Source organism: Sphingobium sp. FW306-1B-F04DB, from assembly GCF_058781925.1.
In genome coordinates this window covers 420,826-434,779 of the sequence record NZ_JBYSXE010000001.1, presented here as the reverse complement: position 1 = coordinate 434,779, position 13,954 = coordinate 420,826, and the positions used below count along the sequence as shown (strand labels likewise).

Here is a 13,954-nt window from a genome sequence, read left to right as displayed (position 1 = left end):
GGCTGGGGGGGGGCTCGGCCGACGCAGCGGCGGCGCTGCGGTTGCTCGCCAGGCTCTGGGGTATCGATGCGCGTGATCCAGGCATCGGCCAGATCGCGGCGATTCTGGGCGCAGACGTGCCCGCTTGCCTGGCGAGCCGGACGCTGCGCGGAGAGGCGCGCGGGGATGAACTGCTGCCCGTCGACGGCACGGCGCTTGCGGGCATGCCGCTGCTGCTTGCTAATCCACGTATCCCGCTCGCGACCGGCCCGGTATTCAAGGGGTGGGACGGAATCGATCGCGGCGCGCTCGCCGCGGGCGATCCGCTCGCCGCGGCGCGCGCGGGGCGTAACGACCTTGAGCCGCCGGCGGTGGCGCTGGTCCCCGAGATCGGTGCGCTGCTGGAACTGCTCGGCGCACAGCAGGGCGTCGCGCTGGCGCGCATGTCGGGATCGGGCGCGAGCTGCTTCGCATTGTTCGGGAGTGAAGCCGCGCGGGGCTCCGCTGCCGCGGCGCTGCGTGCGCGCTGGCCGCATTACTGGTGTCTCGAAACCGCACTGAGGTGACCCGCGAGTCCCGTGGCGGGACAGCCGGATATCGGGTGAAGCGCAGGGATTCGCGGTTCGGCGCGGGTGGCACGGGGCTTGCGATCAGACGATTCGAGCGGATCGGGCGCGCTGCGCCCCGTCCGCCGGTGATCCACGCTCGCGTGGCGTGCATCATGGTCGGGGCGGCGAACCGCGGGGTTGGCCGCCCCGATGCCGTTCGGGCAGGTGACAAATGCGGGCCGGACGGGCAGTAAGGGCGCCATGTTCGATCTCACCCGCGACGGGCCGATCGCCCGGCTCAGCCTCAACCGCCCAGAGGCGCACAACGCGATACCGCAGGCCGGATGGGCCGAATTGAAGGCGGTGCTCGACGAGCTCGCCGATGCGCCGCCGCGCGTGCTGATCCTGCATTCGCACGATCCGGGGCAGTTCTGCGCGGGCGCCGATCTAGGCGATCTGGGCCAGCTCGTCAGTGATCCCGCCGCGCGACGCGCCATGCGTACCGACATGCGGACGGCGCTCGAGCGGCTGGCGACCTTGCCATTCCCGGTGATCGCGGCGATCGACGGTGCCTGTTTCGGCGCGGGTGTTGCACTTGCGCTCGCCTGCGACATCCGCGTGGCGGGGCATGGCGCGCGCTTTTCGATTCCGCCTGCGCGGCTGGGTATCGGCTATCCGCATGAAGACATCGCGCGGCTGGTGGGGCTGATTGGATGGGGACAGGCATCGCGCATGGTGTTCACCGCGCGCCCCTTCGACGCGGGCGAGGCGCACGCGATGGGGCTGGTCGAGATCGCCGGCGGCACCGCGTGGAGCGACGCGAACATGCTGGCCAACGAGATCGCGCGCAATGCACCCGGCAGCCTTGCGCTGCTCAAGCGCTCGATCGCGCTGGCGGCGGAGGGATCGCCGCGGAGCGACGCGACGGACGCGGCATTCGAGGAGAGCTTCGCCAGCGCGGAGTTCGCGGAAAGGATGGCGGCCATGCAGGCGCAGCGAAAGCCGGGGAACGGCCGGTGACGCCGCATCATGTCGCGGGAAGCCCCGATTCGGGGCTGCTGATCATCGTCGATCATGCATCGAACCATGTGCCCGACGACATCGCGCTCGGCATTCCCGAGGCACTGCTCGGCGAGCATATGGCGATCGACATCGGCACCTGGGATCTGTGCCACCATCTCGCCGAGCGCCTGTTCGCGCCTGCGCTGCTCGCGACGGTCTCTCGGCTTGTCGTCGACCTCAACCGCGAGGCCGATCACAACACGATCATTCCGTTGCGCAGCGACGGACACGAGATTCCGGGCAATATCGGGCTGAGAGATGCCGAGCGCCATGCGCGGATCGGGCGTTTCTGGCATCCCTATCACGACGACATCGCGCGCCACATCGCCGACTATGCGCCGACGATGCTCGTGTCGCTGCACAGCTTCACCCCGATGCTCAGGAGCGACCCCGACCAGCAGCGCCCCTGGCAGATCGGCATTCTCTACAACAATGACGACCGCGCCGCCCGCATCGCCGTCCCCGCCTTCGAGGCGGCGGGCGTCGTGACGGGGGACAATCTTCCCTATTCGGGGAAGGTGCTCAACGCGACGATGAATCGCCATGCCGAGGCGAACGGCATTCCCTATCTGGGGATCGAAGTGCGGCAGGACCTGATCTCCGATCCGGCGGGTATTGCGCGCTGGGCCGACATAATCGCGCCAATTATCGCCCGAACGCGCAACGGGGTTGCGTCGGAGCGCGCTTTCGGGACATAGGCGTGCGCTCAAAGGAGCCCCCATGACCCATAGTTTCGACAAGTCCCGCCTTCCCAGCCGCCATGTTTCGGTCGGCCCCGAGCGCGCCCCGCACCGCAGTTATTACTATGCCATGGGGCTGACCGAGGAAGAGATCGCGCGGCCTTTCGTGGGGATCGCGTCGGCGGGCAATGACAGCGCGCCGTGCAACACCACGCTCGACATGCAGGCGGATTTCTGCCGACAGGGCGTGAACGAGGCGGGCGGCATGCCGCGCCGCTTCAACACCATCACCGTCACCGACGGCATAGCGATGGGCCATCAGGGCATGAAGAGCTCGCTGGTCAGCCGCGAGGTGATCGCGGACTCGGTCGAACTGTCGGTACGTGGGCATTGCTATGATGCGCTCGTCACCTTTGCGGGCTGCGACAAGTCGCTGCCGGGGATGATGATGGCGATGCTGCGGCTCAACGTCCCCTCGATCTTCGTCTATGGCGGTTCGATCCTGCCCGGCCGCTACCAGGATCGCGACGTCACCGTTGTCGACGTGTTCGAGATCGTCGGCAAGTTCGCCGCGGGCGCGTGCCCGCTGAAAGACGTTCATGCGCTCGAAAAGGTGGCGTGCCCGGGCCACGGCGCGTGTGGTGGCCAGTACACCGCCAACACAATGGCCTGCGTCGGCGAGGCGATCGGATTGTCCCTGCCCAACAGCAACATGGCGCCGGCACCGTACAAGAGCCGCGAGGAGATCGCGGTCTCCGCGGGTCGCCAGGTGATGGACCTGCTCGCGAAGAATATCCGTCCTCGCGACATCTGTACGCGCGAGGCTTTCGAGAATGCGGCGCGGATCGTGGCGGCGACGGGCGGATCGACCAATGGCGCGCTCCATTTGCCCGCGATGGCGAGCGAGTGCGGGATCGATTTCGACCTGTTCGACGTCGCCGAGATCTTCAGGACCACGCCCTATATCGCCGACCTCAAGCCCGGCGGGAAATATGTCGCCAAGGACATGTATGACGCGGGCGGCGTTTACATGCTGATGAAGACGCTGTTCGACAACGGCCTGCTCCATGGCAGCCCGATGACAGTGACGGGCAAGACGATCGCCGAGAATATCGAAGAGGTGACGTGGAACCCCGACCAGAAGGTGATCTATGACGTGAAGGCGCCGATCACGCCCACGGGCGGCGTTGTCGGGCTCAAGGGCACGCTCGCCCCCAATGGCGCGATCGTCAAGGTCGCGGGCATGCACCGTCTCCAGTTCGAAGGTCCCGCGCGCGTCTTCGAATGCGAGGAGGAAGCCTTCGAGGCGGTCGAGCACCGCAAGATCCAGGAAGGCGAGGTCGTCGTCATCCGTAATGAAGGGCCCAAGGGCGGTCCCGGCATGCGCGAGATGCTCTCGACCACCGCGGCGCTCTACGGTCTTGGCATGGGCGAAAAGGTCGCGCTCATCACCGACGGCCGCTTTTCGGGCGCGACGCGCGGATTCTGCATCGGCCATGTCGGTCCCGAAGCCGCCGAGGGCGGCCCGATCGCGCTCGTCGAGAATGGCGACATCATCGCGATCGACGCCGAGGCGGGCACCATCGACCTCAAGGTCGACGAGGCGGTGCTCGCCGAGCGTCGCGAGGCATGGACGCCACGCACCAACGATTATCAGTCGGGCGCATTGTGGCGCTATGCGCAGAATGTCGGTCCTGCCTATAAGGGGGCGGTGACGCATCCCGGGGCAAAGGCCGAAACGCACATCTATGCGGATATCTAGCGCACTCCTGCCGATATCGCTGCTCGCCGCGTGCGGCGGGCAGGGCGGCGACGAGGATGCGCGCGCATCCGCCGCCGATGCGAACCGGATCGAATGCGCGGCGGCCGGCGAAAAGGCGTTCCGCCGCGACTGCACAGTCGCGCGCAGCACGGACGGGGACGGGGCGCTGATCCTGACCGTCAGCCACTCCGACGGCCATTTCCGGCGGTTGCGCGTCGTCGATGACGGGCGCGGCGTGATCGCTGCCGACGGCGCGGAGGAGGCGCAGGTAGCGGTGCGCGGTGAGGGCGGTATCGAGGTGACCCTGGCGGGCGAGCGCTACCGACTACCCGCGACGATCAAGGGACAATGAGGCCGATCTTGCGCCCCATTCTGACTGCCGCCGAGATGCGCGCCGCCGAAGAGCGCGCGATCGCCGCGGGCACCGGAGTCGACGAGCTGATGGATCGTGCGGGCCGCGCGGTCGCCGAAGCCGCATGGCGCTTCGGCGGAACACGACCGGTGCTTGTGCTTTGCGGCCCCGGCAACAATGGCGGCGATGGCTATGTCGCCGCGCGCTACCTCAAGGCGCGCGGCGCCAAGGTGCGCGTGGCGGCGACGGGTGAGCCCAGGAGCGTAGCGGCAATCAACGCGCGCCAGGGCTGGGAAGGCCCCGTCGAGGCGCTGGCCGAGGCTGAGCCCGCACCCGTGCTGGTCGATGCGCTGTTCGGCACGGGCCTCACCCGCCCGCTCGACGATGCGATCGCGATACCGCTCGCGCGCCTGGTCGGGGCCGCACATTTTTCGATCGCGGTCGATGTGCCGAGCGGCCTTGCCACTGACGACGGCACCTTGCTCGCGCCCGTCCCGCATTTCGGACTGACGGTGGCGCTGGGTTCATTGAAGCCCGCGCACCGCCTCCAGCCCGCCGCCAGCCATTGCGGTGCGGTGATCGTCGGCGATATCGGCATCGCGATCGAGAGCTGCGGCCACGAACTGGCGCAACCCGTGCTGCGTGCTCCCGGCGTGGAGGATCACAAATACAGCCGGGGATTGGTCGCGGTGATCGCGGGAGCGATGCCGGGGGCGGCACGCCTGTCGGCCATCGCGGCGATGCGCGCGGGCGCGGGCTATGTGCGCCTCCATGGCGGCTCGGGCGGGCCCGATGCGCTCGTCCACCTGCCCGTCGACAATCTCGATGCGGCGCTCGACGACGATCGCATCGGCGCGGTGCTGATCGGGCCGGGGCTCGGGCGCGATGCCGCTGCGAAGCGGCGGCTCGACGCGGCGCTCGCGTCGGGACGATCGCTGTTGCTCGACGCCGATGCGCTCCACCTGCTCGGCAAGGTCGGATTGAAGCGGCTGGCGCGCCTGGAAACGCCCGCGATCCTGACGCCGCATGGCGGCGAGTTCGCGGCGCTGTTCGGCAAGGGACAGGGCAGCAAGATCGACCGCACCGTAGAGGCGGCGCGCACGGCAGGGGCGGTGGTGGTCCACAAGGGCGCAGATACGGTGATCGCAGCGCCCGATGGCTCGGCCGCCGTCGCGCCGCCCGCCTCGACCTGGCTTTCGACCGCAGGAACGGGCGACGTGCTGGCGGGCGTGATCGCTGCGATGCGTGCCCGCGGCATGAATGCGGCGCGCGCGGCAGAGGCCGGCGTGTGGCTCCATGCCGAGGCGGCGCGGCGTGCCGGTCCCGCATTTATTGCCGATGAGCTTGCAACGTATCTGCCGGGCGCTATTGCAGCCTGCCTGTAGCAGTCGTTGGCACGAGCCGTTTGTCCCGAGCGAAGTCGAGGGACGTGTCTCGACTTCGCTCGACACGAACGGATGATTCCCCTGGCAGCCAATATGACCGACACCTCCGAAATCCTCCGCATCGCTGCGCGCGGCGATGGTGTGACCGCCGATGGTCGATATTTCGCGCTGACGGCGCCGGGGGACCGCGTCGCCGATGGCGCGATCATCCCCGGCCCGCATCATGCGCCGCCCGCATGTCCGCATTACCCCGAATGCGGGGGCTGCCAGCTCCAGCATCTCGACGAGGAGAGCTTCGCACAGTTCGTCACCGAGCGCGTCACCAATGCGCTTTTGGGGCAGCAACTCGCTCTGCCGAAGGTCATGCCCGCGCATATCTCGCCGCCCAATAGCCGGCGGCGCGCCAGCCTGCGCGCCGAACGCCGCGGCCGAAAGGTGCTGATCGGGTTCAATGCGGCCAAGAGCCATCGCATCGTCGACATGGCCGCATGCGCGATCCTGCACCCCGCGCTGTTCGCGCTGATCGCGCCGCTGCGCGCGCTGCTCGGCCCGATGCTGCGCGAGATGCGCGCCGCCGGCGTGAAGATGGCGCTGACCGATCAGGGCGTGGATCTGTTGCTCGAGGGGATCGAGGCGGAAGGGCTCGCCGCGGCGGAAGGGCTGTCGCGCTTTGCCGAGGATCACGCTCTTGCGCGGCTTTCACTCGATGATGGTTTCGGGCCCCAGACGCGCTGGGAGCCCGAGCCGGTAACGGTGACCCTCGGCGGCGTTACGGTGGGCGTGCCGCATGACGCCTTCCTTCAGGCGACGCAGGATGGCGAGGCCGCGCTCATCGCCGCGGTCCGCGATGCGATCGGCGATGCGCCCACCGCCGCCGATCTCTTTTCCGGGCTCGGCACTTTCGCGCTGTCGGTGGCCGAGGGGCGCAAACTCTATGCAGCCGAGGCGGCACGCGATGCGGCCTTTGCACTGAAGGCCGCGGCCGGGCGCGTACAGGCGCCGGTCTTCGTCGAGCATCGTGACCTCTACCGCCGCCCCCTCACCACCACCGAGCTCGATCGCTTCGGCGCGATCATCCTCGACCCGCCGCGCGCGGGCGCCGAGGAACAGGTCAGGGCGCTTGCCGCGTCAAAGGCGCCGCGTATCGCCTATGTGTCGTGCAACCCCGCCACCTTCGCACGCGACGCGAAGATGCTGGTCGAAGGGGGCTATAGTCTCGAGCGCGTGACCCCCGTCGGCCAGTTCCGCTGGTCGACGCATGTCGAACTCGCGGCGGCGTTCGTCCGGGAGCGCTGATGCTCAACACCCAGCTCCCCGGGAAACCTATAGCAAGATGTCGTGCTTCGCTTCGAGGTGCGGGAGGTCGCTCTCCTCGCACAGCATGAACCGCATCTCGACCTCGATCCTGCGGGCAATGGACGAAATGGGGACATCGTTGGTCCCTCCTTCAAAGGGGTTCGAGGAGTTTTCTCCAACCTTTTCGAGCGAAACGAAAATCCAGCCAACAACCGCGCTAAATGGTACGTTGAGCCATGCCGTCCAATGCTCGATGCCAGCAGGTTTCCCCAGATCCTGAGCATAGGGAAAGAGGCCAAAGGGGACGATTGCTGCGAAGATCGCGACCAGCAGAACCGCGATGGAATAGAAATTGCGCGCGTAGGGATAACTTTTCACACGCTTGAGTGCACCCTGCACACGAGAAAGGTCATCGAGCGCGTCCGTCAGCACGATCATGATATATTCGCTGATGAGATCCTTGCGATGCAGATCGCGTATCGCCTCATACTGCCAGTGAAGAATAAGCGCTTCCTTGTCGCTCCGATGTGACATCACCTTCTGCAATTCGGCATCCGACAAATATTGCGCCAGCTCGTCCTTGAGGCTGGATTGGCTTTCGGGGCTCGGCAATCGGGCAAGGAACCGCGCATTCCCGGCTTCAAAAGTGTTTTCCCAGACCTTCGTCTGGCGCAGGAAGAAGCGCAGCGCGGTGAGCCAGGCAAAGTGGCGATAGAACAGCTCCCTCAGAAGCGCCGTGGCCTCCGCGGACTCCATCTTTCCGACCGCAGAAGTCAGCTTGTTGGCTAGGATGAAGCTGTTCGAAATGAGCTGGCCGGCGAGCGAAAGCGCTTCGCTGGAGCGCGCGTAGCATTGCTGGTTCTTGAATCCGAGGATGATCGCCAGCGCGGATCCCACGATCGTCAATATCGGCGCGGGTATCGTCAGAAAGGTCCACTGCGACAATTGGAGGAACAAGGTGACGAGCAGCGACCATAGGATGAGGTAGCCGAATTCCCATCGCGTCCAGACGAGAAATTCCGTGAACTTGTAGCGTCGGCCTATGTGCATGACTCAAGTTCCTCGACCAAAGACCAAATAGGCCGTGAACCGCGACGCAAAGCAATGCCTGGCTTTGGCCCTGCAGAAGACGGGATCGGCCCGGGGTCAGGAGGCAAGGCCTTCCGAAGCTCCCGGACCGAACGGTTCACGTGTCGCTGCGTCGGCCTCAGTGCCCGAACACCGTCATCGCCGCGTGCAGCGTCAGCGCGATCAGGCACAGCGTTGACAGTGCGAAGATCGAGAAGCGTACCATGATGTTGTTCACAAGTGCTTGCACAAGGCTGTGGATAATCCTGAGGACAATATAGCCCCAGGCGATCTGCGCGTTGATGCCATCGCCCTGGCCGACCATCGCAAGCGTCAGCGCGATCGCATAGAAGATCGTCGGCTGTTCCATCAGGTGGTTGTAGTTATCGGCCTTCCAGCGGACATTGGCGGGCAGGCCCTCGGTCAGCGCCCTGGGGGGGAGCGTGCGATCAAGGACGACCTTCGCCTTCTGCATCGCGGGAATCCGTGTGGCGTACATCCACACCCACATGACGAGCGACCAGGCGACGAGCACCACCACGGGCGCGAGGATCTGACTGTGCATGAAGAAACACCCCTCCTTCGTTTTCGAAGGAGAGGGTGGTTCACGCCGTTTTGGTAGTCAAATGAAACTTATATGGCAGTCGTCATTGCGAGGCGCGAAGCGGCGAAGCAATCCAGAGGTGCTGTGCTGGATTGCTTCGCTCCGCTCGAATGACGCGGGCCTGAAGATCAAAGCCGCTTGATCGACACCACTGTGCCTGGCTTGCGCACGGGGGCTTCGTTCTCGTCCTCGAGATAGAGGCTCGCCATCGGCTCGTCGTCGACGACCGAGACTTCGGTCTCGCCGAAGCCGTTGAAGCCGGTGCGCATCGCGCAGCCATAGGCGCCGAGCATGCCGATCTCGATATAGTCGCCGGCCTGCGTGTCGGCGGGCAGCATGAACGGGCCCGCCATGTGATCGAGATCGTCACAGGTGGGGCCGTAGAAGCTGAACGCCATGTCACGCGTCTCGCTGGCTTCCTCGCGGATAAGATCGACCGGGAAGCGCCAGCCGACATGCGCCGCATCGAACAGCGCGCCATAGGCGCCGTCGTTGATGTAGAGCTCGTCGCCGCGGCGCCGCTCGACGCGGACCAGCAGGCTCGCATATTCGGCGCACAGCGCGCGGCCCGGCTCGCACCAGAGCTCGGCCGAATAGCTGATCGGCAGGCTCTCGAACGCGTCGTGGATCGCGCTGAAATAGGCCTCGAGCGCGGGCGGTTCCATCCCCGGATAGATCGAGGGGAAACCGCCGCCGACATCGACGAGGTCGACGGTGACCGCCGCCTGGACGATCGCCTGGCGCACGCGCTCCATCGCCTCGACATAGGCCTGGGGCGTCATCGCCTGCGAACCCACATGGAAGCAGATGCCGAGCGTGTCTGCGGCCTGGCGCGCGGCGAACAGCAGCTGCGAGACCTCAGCGGGATCAGCTCCGAACTTGGCGGCGAGGCTGAGCTTGGAATGATCCGAGGACACGCGCAGCCGTACCGCGAGCGTGAGATCGCTCGCGTGCCGCGTCGCGCGCTGGATCTTCTCCAGCTCTTCCGTGGTGTCGAGCGAGAAGGTCTTCACGCCGTGCGTGAAATAGGCCTCCGCGATCGCCTCCTCGGCCTTGACCGGGTGCATGAAGCACAGCTCGGCCTCGGGCAGCGTCCGCGCGACCAGACGTACCTCGGCGATCGACGCCACGTCATAATGCGTGATGCCGTTGTCCCAGAGGATCTGGAGCAGGTCGGGCGACGGGTTCGCCTTCACGGCATAGAGCGACCGTCCCGGAAACTTCTCGACGAAGAAACGGGCGGCACGCTGTGCGGCGTGCGGACGAAGGAGCGTGACCGGCTGAACCGGACGAAGGGCGGTAGCTAGCCCCAGCGCGCTATGATGCTTGTGCAACTCAAGGGACCTCCAGTGGGTAGTTTCCAACAAAGCTGCCTTGCGGTGGAAGTCCCATGGGGCAGCGGAGGCGCGATATATGATCGGGGGGGCGGGGTGTAAAGTGCGTTTTGAACGATTTGTGCGGAATGTTGCAATTAGATGACAAATCGCGCGGCAGGCCGGCCCCTTGTCAGGACAGGCGGTCCCGGAAATCCGTGTAATCGAACCGCCGCACCACCCTCAGCGAGTCGTTTTCGCTGTTCCACAGCGCGATCGCAGGAAGCGGTACGCCGTTGAAGGTGTTGGTCTTTACCATCGAATAATGACCCTGATCGAGGAACGCGATGCGCGTACCTGGTGAGGGCGATTCGGCGAAGGTGTAGTCGCCGATCACGTCGCCTGCGAGGCAGGAGGGCCCCCCCAGCCGCATCGTGACGCCCTCGGCAGCCTCATCGAGCATCGCCGGGCGATAGGGGGCCTCGATCACGTCGGGCATGTGGCAGGTCGCCGAAATGTCGGTGATGCCGATGGGCACGGCGTTCTCGAAGGTGTCGAGTATCTCGCCCACGAGGATGCCCGCGTCGAGCGCCACTGCTTCGCCGGGTTCGAGATAGATGGTGAGCCCCGTGCGCTCGCGAATGTCCTTGAGGAACGCGATCAGGTCCTCGCGCTGGTAATCGGCGCGCGTGATATGGTGCCCGCCGCCGAAATTGAGCCATTTCAGCTGCTTGAAATAGGGCGCTATCTTCGGTTCGAGCGATTCCCAGGTGCGGCGGAGCGGCTCGAAGTCCTGCTCGCACAGCGTGTGGAAGTGCAGCCCGTCTATCCCCTCCATATGCTCGGGGCGCAGTTGCGATACCGGGAAGCCGAGCCGCGATCCGGGTTGCGCGGGATCATATTTGGGCACCTCGCCCTCGCTGTGCTCGGGGTTGAGCCGCAAGCCGAGATCGAACGTCTCGCCCGCCGCGCGCGCAGCCGCGATCTCGTGGACGAAGCGCGCATGCTGCGCAGGGGTGTTGAAGACGACGGTGTCCGAAAGCCGGAAAATTTCGGGCAGGTCCTTGGCCTTGTATGCGGCCGAATAGGTCTCGACGATGCCGTGATAGTGATCGCGGCCGAGTTTGGCCTCCCAGAGCCCCGAGGCGCAGACGCCGTCGAGATATTCCGCGACGACGTCGCCCAGCGACCACATCGAAAAGGCCTTGAGCGCGAGCAGGACCTTTACGCCCGCGCGATCGCGGACGTCCGTGAGCACCGCAAGGTTGCGACGGATCGCCGCCTCGTCGACGACGAAGCAGGGGCTCGGCACGCGCCCAAGGTCGAAATGCGCGAAAGCGCCCGGATCGCCGGCTCTGGTTTCCATCAGGCTGCCTTTCACCACATAGCCGTGTCATCCCCGCGAAAGCGGGGATCCAGCTCTTCTTCAGCATCGTCTGGATTCCCGCTTTCGCGGGAATGACACAATGTTTGTCGTTGGATCAGAACGCCAGCGGCGCGGGAAGTTCCTTCACCTGCCACGGCAGGCCATGCTTGTTGAGCATGTCCATGAAGGGATCGGGATCGAACTGTTCCATGTTGAACACGCCTTCGCCCTTCCACTTGCCCTGAAGCATCAGCGCGGCGCCGATCATCGCGGGAACGCCCGTGGTGTAGCTGACCGCCTGGTTGCCCGTTTCGGCATAGGCGTCCTCATGGTCGCAGATATTGTAGACGTAGAAGGTCTTCTGCGATCCGTTGGCAGCACCCGTCGCGATCGTGCCGATATTGGTCTTGCCATGCGTCGTCGGCCCGAGCGAGGCGGGCTCGGGCAGCACTGCCTTCAGGAACTGGAGCGGGATGATCTCCTTGCCCTCGTAGATCACGGGGTCGATCCGCGTCATGCCGACATTCTGCAGCACCTCGAGATGCTTGAGATAGGCGTCGCCGAAGGTCATCCAGAAGCGGATGCGCTTGATCTCGGGATAGTGCTTCGCGAGCGATTCGAGCTCCTCATGGTACATGAGGTACATGTTCTTCGGGCCGACCTGCTCGAAATCGAAGCTCTGCTTGTGGCTGAGCGCGGGGCCCTCGACCCACTCGCCATTCGCCCAGTGCCGCGAGGGCGCGGTCACTTCGCGGATGTTGATCTCGGGGTTGAAGTTGGTCGCGAAATGCTGGCCGTGGTCGCCGCCGTTGCAGTCGAGAATGTCGAGCGTGTCGATGCGGTCGAGCAGGTGCTTCTTCGTGTGGCTCGTGAAAACCGAGGTCACACCGGGATCGAAGCCCGAGCCGAGCAGCGCCATCAGACCGGCCTGCTTGAAGCGGTCCTGATACGCCCATTGCCACGAATATTCGAACTTGGCCTCGTCGCGCGGCTCGTAATTCGCGGTGTCGAGATAGTTCACGCCCGCGTTGAGGCACGCATCCATGATCGCGAGGTCCTGATAGGGTAGCGCGAGGTTGACGACGAGATCGGGCTTGATCTGTTTGAGCAGCGCGGTGGTGGCCGCGACGTCGTCGGCGTCGATCTCGGCGGTGTCGATGGTGACGCCTGTGCGTTCCTTGACCGATTCGGCGACCGCGTCGCATTTGAACTTGCGGCGGCTCGCGAGCGTAATGCTCCAGAAAATGTCGGTATTCATCGCCATCTTGTGGACTGCGACCGACCCGACGCCGCCCGCGCCAATGACAAGGACCTTGCTCAATTCTGTCTCCATTTGCCGGAAAATTTGGGGGCTATATAGGGACGTACCATGACAGGGCAAAGTCCACACAGAAAACCGTCGCGCCAGGGCGTGCTCAGCGCAGCCGCAAAGGTTGCGGAGATCGTTCCCGAAACCCCGCTGCTGCCGCTCGAAATCGGGGGAAAGACAGTGTGGTGCAAGGCCGAATGCTTGCAACCGATGGGCGCGTTCAAGCTGCGCGGCGCGTGGCACAGGCTCACCGACATCGATGCATCCGACTGGGGCGCGGGCGTCGTCGCCTTTTCGTCGGGCAACCATGCGCAGGGCGTCGCCTGGGCCGCGCGCCGGCTGGGGATGGAGGCGGTGATCGTGATGCCCTCCGACGCGCCCGCCAGGAAGCTCGAGGCCACCAGGGCGCTTGGCGCGGCCGTGGTGCTCTATGACCGGATGACCGAGAGCCGCGAGGAAATTGCGGGCGCGCTCGCGGCCGAACGCGGCGCGGTGCTTGTGCCAAGCTTCGACGATCCTTGGGTGATCGAAGGGCAGGGCAGCGTCGGCATCGAGATCGCCGCGCAAATGCAGCGGCTCGTGGGCGAGGTGCCCGAACGGATCGTGATTCCTTGCGGTGGCGGCGGGCTTTCGGCGGGGATCGCGCTTGCGTGTCCCGATGCCGATATCCGTATCGCCGAGCCCGAGGGCTGGGACGATATGGCGCGCTCGCTCGTGGCTGGCGAGATCGTCCCCGTGGAGCCCAATCCGCCCTTTACCTCATGCGATGCGCTCCAGACGCTGCGCGTTTCGCCGCTCACCTTCGAACCGCTCGCGGCCTCAGGCGCGAAGGGCGTCGCAGTCACCGAGGCGGAGATCGCCGAGGCGATGCGCGTGGCGTTCGGCCAGCTTCGGCTTGTCGTCGAACCCGGTGGGGCGGTGGCGCTCGCCGCGGTGCTCGCCGGCAAGGTCCCGATCGCCGAGCGCACCGCCGTGGTGCTGTCGGGCGGCAATGTCGATCCGTCGGTGTTCGCGCGCGTGCTTGAGGGCACGCGCTGATGGACGCGCTGTTCGTGGCAATCGCGCATTTCTCGATTTCGGTGGGCCCGGCGCTGCTCATGCTCGCCGCATTTGTGCTGGCATTGGGCGGTCTGCGGATGATCCGGACGGGTGGGGACAGGAAAAAGGGCATATTGATGATCGTCTGCGCAGCCGTGTTCGTCGCCAATGTCATGATCTGGACGCTCTGAG

Annotated in this window: 14 protein-coding genes; 9 read left to right on the top strand and 5 right to left on the bottom strand. The window is 65.6% G+C overall.

Going from position 1 to position 13,954, the window contains the following annotated elements; genetic code table 11:
- The 7 genes from AC3WJD_RS02115 to AC3WJD_RS02085 form a co-directional block, all read left to right on the top strand.
- A partial coding sequence (locus AC3WJD_RS02115; RefSeq protein ID WP_492744060.1) for a GHMP family kinase ATP-binding protein occupies positions 1-545 on the top strand: 545 nt, incomplete at its 5' end.
- 243 nt (positions 546-788) lie between these two features.
- Complete coding sequence (locus AC3WJD_RS02110; RefSeq protein ID WP_492744058.1) at positions 789-1,547, top strand: enoyl-CoA hydratase/isomerase family protein; 759 nt, start codon at positions 789-791, stop codon at positions 1,545-1,547.
- Positions 1,544-2,287 carry an N-formylglutamate amidohydrolase gene (locus tag AC3WJD_RS02105; RefSeq protein WP_492744056.1) on the top strand — a complete coding sequence of 248 codons (744 nt, stop codon included), beginning with the start codon at positions 1,544-1,546 and terminating at the stop codon, positions 2,285-2,287. The genes AC3WJD_RS02110 and AC3WJD_RS02105 overlap by 4 nt, the downstream gene beginning before the upstream one ends.
- A gap of 22 nt (positions 2,288-2,309) precedes the next feature.
- Complete coding sequence (ilvD, locus tag AC3WJD_RS02100; protein ID WP_492744054.1) at positions 2,310-4,031, top strand: dihydroxy-acid dehydratase; 1,722 nt, start codon at positions 2,310-2,312, stop codon at positions 4,029-4,031.
- Positions 4,018-4,383, top strand: a complete 366-nt coding sequence (locus AC3WJD_RS02095) for a hypothetical protein (RefSeq protein WP_492744097.1) — start codon at positions 4,018-4,020, stop codon at positions 4,381-4,383. Before ilvD ends, AC3WJD_RS02095 begins: the two co-directional genes overlap by 14 nt.
- Before the next feature lie 8 nt (positions 4,384-4,391).
- Positions 4,392-5,768 carry an NAD(P)H-hydrate dehydratase gene (locus AC3WJD_RS02090; RefSeq protein WP_492744052.1) on the top strand — a complete coding sequence of 459 codons (1,377 nt, stop codon included), beginning with the start codon at positions 4,392-4,394 and terminating at the stop codon, positions 5,766-5,768.
- A gap of 93 nt (positions 5,769-5,861) precedes the next feature.
- The gene (locus AC3WJD_RS02085) at positions 5,862-7,064 is read left to right on the top strand and encodes a class I SAM-dependent RNA methyltransferase (RefSeq protein WP_492744051.1); all 1,203 of its coding nucleotides are present in this window, start codon (positions 5,862-5,864) and stop codon (positions 7,062-7,064) included.
- 27 nt (positions 7,065-7,091) lie between these two features.
- On the opposite strand, the gene AC3WJD_RS02080 is transcribed toward AC3WJD_RS02085, so the two are convergent.
- The 5 genes from AC3WJD_RS02080 to AC3WJD_RS02060 all read right to left on the bottom strand — a co-directional run bounded on the left by AC3WJD_RS02080 (position 7,092) and on the right by AC3WJD_RS02060 (position 12,736).
- Positions 7,092-8,114 (bottom strand): bestrophin family protein, encoded by a 1,023-nt coding sequence (locus AC3WJD_RS02080; RefSeq protein ID WP_492744049.1) that lies wholly within the window; start codon positions 8,112-8,114, stop codon positions 7,092-7,094.
- A 157-nt stretch (positions 8,115-8,271) separates the two neighbouring features.
- Positions 8,272-8,697, bottom strand: a complete 426-nt coding sequence (locus AC3WJD_RS02075; protein ID WP_492744047.1) for an MAPEG family protein — start codon at positions 8,695-8,697, stop codon at positions 8,272-8,274.
- 167 nt (positions 8,698-8,864) lie between these two features.
- Entirely contained in the window at positions 8,865-10,070 is a 1,206-nt protein-coding gene (locus AC3WJD_RS02070; RefSeq protein WP_492744045.1) for a type III PLP-dependent enzyme, read from the bottom strand.
- A 172-nt stretch (positions 10,071-10,242) separates the two neighbouring features.
- Positions 10,243-11,415, bottom strand: a complete 1,173-nt coding sequence (locus AC3WJD_RS02065; protein ID WP_492744043.1) for a carboxynorspermidine decarboxylase — start codon at positions 11,413-11,415, stop codon at positions 10,243-10,245.
- A gap of 115 nt (positions 11,416-11,530) precedes the next feature.
- On the bottom strand, positions 11,531-12,736 hold the full coding sequence (locus AC3WJD_RS02060; protein ID WP_492744041.1) for a saccharopine dehydrogenase family protein: 1,206 nt from the start codon (positions 12,734-12,736) through the stop codon (positions 11,531-11,533).
- Between the two features lie 48 nt (positions 12,737-12,784).
- On the opposite strand from AC3WJD_RS02060, the gene AC3WJD_RS02055 reads away from it, so the two are divergent.
- Both AC3WJD_RS02055 and AC3WJD_RS02050 read left to right on the top strand, forming a co-directional pair.
- The gene (locus AC3WJD_RS02055) at positions 12,785-13,762 is read left to right on the top strand and encodes a threonine ammonia-lyase (RefSeq protein ID WP_492744039.1); all 978 of its coding nucleotides are present in this window, start codon (positions 12,785-12,787) and stop codon (positions 13,760-13,762) included.
- Positions 13,762-13,953: a hypothetical protein gene (locus tag AC3WJD_RS02050; RefSeq protein ID WP_492744037.1), complete on the top strand. Its 192-nt coding sequence runs from the start codon at positions 13,762-13,764 to the stop codon at positions 13,951-13,953. Before AC3WJD_RS02055 ends, AC3WJD_RS02050 begins: the two co-directional genes overlap by 1 nt.
- Position 13,954: the final 1 nt, after the last annotated feature.

Bases quoted from the DNA above. Each gene is read 5' to 3' on its own strand.
- AC3WJD_RS02050 (WP_492744037.1), top strand. From the start codon at position 13,762: ATGGACGCGCTGTTCGTGGCAATCGCGCATTTCTCGATTTCGGTGGGC.
- AC3WJD_RS02080 (WP_492744049.1), bottom strand. From the start codon at position 8,114: ATGCACATAGGCCGACGCTACAAGTTCACGGAATTTCTCGTCTGGACG.
- AC3WJD_RS02110 (WP_492744058.1), top strand. From the start codon at position 789: ATGTTCGATCTCACCCGCGACGGGCCGATCGCCCGGCTCAGCCTCAAC.
- AC3WJD_RS02095 (WP_492744097.1), top strand. From the start codon at position 4,018: ATGCGGATATCTAGCGCACTCCTGCCGATATCGCTGCTCGCCGCGTGC.
- AC3WJD_RS02085 (WP_492744051.1), top strand. From the start codon at position 5,862: ATGACCGACACCTCCGAAATCCTCCGCATCGCTGCGCGCGGCGATGGT.
- ilvD (WP_492744054.1), top strand. From the start codon at position 2,310: ATGACCCATAGTTTCGACAAGTCCCGCCTTCCCAGCCGCCATGTTTCG.
- AC3WJD_RS02065 (WP_492744043.1), bottom strand. From the start codon at position 11,415: ATGGAAACCAGAGCCGGCGATCCGGGCGCTTTCGCGCATTTCGACCTT.
- AC3WJD_RS02075 (WP_492744047.1), bottom strand. From the start codon at position 8,697: ATGCACAGTCAGATCCTCGCGCCCGTGGTGGTGCTCGTCGCCTGGTCG.
- AC3WJD_RS02055 (WP_492744039.1), top strand. From the start codon at position 12,785: ATGACAGGGCAAAGTCCACACAGAAAACCGTCGCGCCAGGGCGTGCTC.